This window comes from Ramlibacter sp. (assembly GCF_035706265.1).
In the GTDB taxonomy this organism is placed as follows: Bacteria; Pseudomonadota; Gammaproteobacteria; order Burkholderiales; family Burkholderiaceae_C; genus Ramlibacter.
On record NZ_DASSVG010000480.1, the window covers coordinates 1 to 3,013 of the forward strand.

Sequence of the window (3,013 nt, forward strand, 5' to 3'; positions counted from 1 at the left end):
CTGCTCAATGTCTCCTACGACCCCACGCGCGAGCTGTACGTGGAGTTCAACCAGGCCTTCGCGAAGTACTGGAAGGGCCGCACGGGCCAGGACGTGCAGGTGAAGCAGTCGCATGGCGGCTCGGGCAAGCAGGCCCGCTCGGTCCTCGACGGGCTGCAGGCCGACGTGGTCACGCTGGCCCTGGGCGGCGACATCGATGCGCTCGTGAACCACGGCGGCTGGGTGGCGAAGGACTGGCAGCAGCGCCTGCCCCATCGCGCCGCGCCCTACACGTCGACCATCGTGCTGGTGGTGCGCAAGGGCAACCCGAAGAACGTGCGCGACTGGGAGGACCTGGTGCGCCCCGGCGTGTCAGTGATCACGCCCAATCCCAAGACCTCCGGCGGCGCGCGCTGGAACTACCTGGCGGCGTGGGAGTACGGCCGGCGCAAGCACGGCGGCGACGCCGGCGGGCGCGACTTCGTCGCGCGGCTGTTCGCGAACGTGCCGGTGCTCGACACGGGCGCGCGCGGCGCGACGATCACCTTCGCGCAGCGCAACCAGGGCGACGTGCTGCTCGCCTGGGAGAACGAGGCCTGGCTGCTGCAGAAGGAGTTCGCCGGCAAGTTCGACCTCGTGTACCCGTCGCTGTCGATCCTGGCCGAGCCGCCGGTGGCGGTGGTGGACCGCAACGTCGACCGGCGCGGCACGCGCGCCATCGCCGAGGAGTACCTGAAGTACCTCTACACCGAGGAAGGGCAGGACATCATCGGCAAGAACTTCTACCGCCCGGCCGTTTCGAAAGCCGCGCAGGCGAAGTACGCGAAGCAGTTCCCGAAGCTGGAGCTCTTCACCATCGAGCAGGCCTTCGGCGGCTGGGCCAGTGCGGACAAGGCCCACTTCGCCGAAGGCGCCAGCTTCGACCAGGTGTTCGCGCGGAAGTAGGGGCCGAGGAACCGAACCGCCGGACGCAAAGGACGCGAAAGAAACGCAAAGGGCGCAAAAAAGACAAGGAAACCTTGAAGGGATTTCTTTTGCGTCCTTTGCGTACCTTTGCGCCCTTTGCGTCCGGCAGTTGGTCTTGGTCTGTATCCCTTACGCCCGTATCGCCGTCCGGCCTTCGTTCGCGGCTTCGCTCGCGTGCGCGGCGATGTCGGCTTCGGCGGAGGCGAGGCCGGCGGCCTTGGCCGTGTCGCCCATCGCCATGCCTTCGGCGCGCACGAAGCGCACGTCGGTCACGCCGAAGAAGGCGAGGATGGTGCGCAGGTAGCTTTCCTGGTGGTCCATCTGCGGCGCCGAGGCGTAGGCGCCACCGCGGGTGGAGGCCACGATCACCGTCTTGCCGCCGGCCAGGCCCACCGGGCCCGCCTCGGTGTACTTGAAGGTGCGGCCCGCCTGCGCGACGCGGTCGATCCAGGCCTTGAGCTGGCTCGGGATGGTGAAGTTGTACATGGGCGCGCCGATCACCACCACGTCCGCGGCCAGGAACTGGCTCACCAGCCGCTCGGAGACGGCGTTCTCGCGCCGCTGCGCTTCGGTCAGGCTCGCGTCCTCGTAGCCGAGGCGGAAGCCCAGCGAGTCGCCGTTCAGGTGCGTCGGCGCATCCACCGCCAGGTCGAGGTGCTCGACGACCGTGCCGGGGTGGGTGGCCTGCCAGCGGGCCACGATGCGGCGCGTCAGTTCGCGCGAGACGGAGTTGGCGCCCAGCGGGCTGGAATCGATGTGCAGCAGTTTCATTCGGGTCTCCAGGGAAGGGGCCGGGAGGGGATCGGCCGAGGAATGTATTGTCAGGACGCACTGCTGCATTGATAAGACCCCAATTTCGGGTTAGATTGTTCCATTCATAGGACGATCCATGCAGGACCTGAACGACATGCTGTTCTTCGCCGAGGTGGTGGACCAGGGCGGTTTCGCCGCCGCGGGCCGGGCGCTGAAGCTGCCGAAGTCGCGCCTGTCGCGCCGCATCGCCGACCTGGAAGCCCGCCTGGGCGTGCGCCTGCTGCATCGCACGACGCGCAAGCTGTCGCTGACGCCGGCCGGCGAGACCTACCACCGCCACTGCGTCGCCGTGCGCGAGCAGGCCGAGGCGGCCGAGGAAGCCGTGATGCACGTGCAGACCGAGCCGCGCGGCACGGTGCGCATCACCTGCCCCGTGACCCTGGCGCAGACCACCATCGGCCCGCTGCTGCCGCGCTTCCTGGCGGCGCACCCGCAGGTGCGCATCGACATGCAGGTCACCAACCGCGTGATCGACCTGGTGCAGGAGGGCGTGGACGTGGCGCTGCGGGTGCGCTCCAGCGTCGACGACAGTGGCACGCTGGTGATCAAGAACCTGGGCGAGACGCATGGCGTGCTGGTGGCCAGCCCTCAGCTGCTGCAACGCTTCGGCACCCCGGCCAACGTGGAGGCGCTGCACCACCTGCCCACGGTGGCCATGTCGGCCGCGGACGGGCGCGCGAACTGGCACCTCGATGGGCCGCGGGACGCGCATTACGAACTGCAGCACCGGCCGGTCTACACGGCCGACGACCTGATGGCTTTGAAGTACGCGGTGCTGCAGGGCACCGGCATGTCCGTGCTGCCGGACTACCTGTGCCGCGAGGAGATGCGGCGCGGCGATCTGGTGCCGGTGCTCCCGGGCTGGGCGCCGCCGGTGGCGCGCGTGCTGGCGGTCTATCCCTCGCGCCGCGGCATGGTGCCGGCGGTGCGGCGGCTGCTGGATTTCCTGGGCGAGAACGTCATCGGGGAGAGCATCGCCGGCGCGGCCGATCTGCCGCGGGCAAAGCTGGATTCGTAGGCTGGTGCTGGAGCGACAGCGAAAGCCCAGCGATCAGCGAGCGCAGCGAAGCTGGGGTTCACGCGCGCCTGTCGGCGCGGTTCACCACCAGCCTACAAAACCGCCCGCATCGTCGCATGCGCCTTATCGCGCTGCAAGCTCGCTCGCCTTTCCGCCATCCACCACCACCCCCGCCGCCTGGTACACATCCAGGTACTGCAGCGCGCTGTCTTCCCAGCCGAACTCGCGTGCCATGCC

3 protein-coding genes are annotated in these 3,013 nt (G+C 68.9%); 2 read left to right on the plus strand and 1 reads right to left on the minus strand.

From position 1 onward, the window contains the following. On the plus strand, window positions 1-924 hold a 924-nt coding region (locus VFM98_RS17170; RefSeq protein ID WP_325111117.1), incomplete at its 5' end, for a sulfate ABC transporter substrate-binding protein. 150 nt (window positions 925-1,074) lie between these two features. On the opposite strand, the gene VFM98_RS17175 is transcribed toward VFM98_RS17170, so the two are convergent. Beyond that, window positions 1,075-1,716: an FMN-dependent NADH-azoreductase gene (locus VFM98_RS17175; protein WP_325111118.1), complete on the minus strand. Its 642-nt coding sequence runs from the start codon at window positions 1,714-1,716 to the stop codon at window positions 1,075-1,077. 118 nt (window positions 1,717-1,834) lie between these two features. Between VFM98_RS17175 and VFM98_RS17180 the strand changes: the two genes are divergently transcribed. After that, window positions 1,835-2,776 (plus strand): LysR substrate-binding domain-containing protein, encoded by a 942-nt coding sequence (locus VFM98_RS17180; protein WP_325111119.1) that lies wholly within the window; start codon window positions 1,835-1,837, stop codon window positions 2,774-2,776. Window positions 2,777-3,013 lie beyond the last annotated feature (237 nt).

Coding starts and splice junctions, on each gene's coding strand:
- VFM98_RS17175 (WP_325111118.1), bottom strand. CDS start 1,716: ATGAAACTGCTGCACATCGATTCCAGCCCGCTGGGCGCCAACTCCGTC.
- VFM98_RS17180 (WP_325111119.1), top strand. CDS start 1,835: ATGCAGGACCTGAACGACATGCTGTTCTTCGCCGAGGTGGTGGACCAG.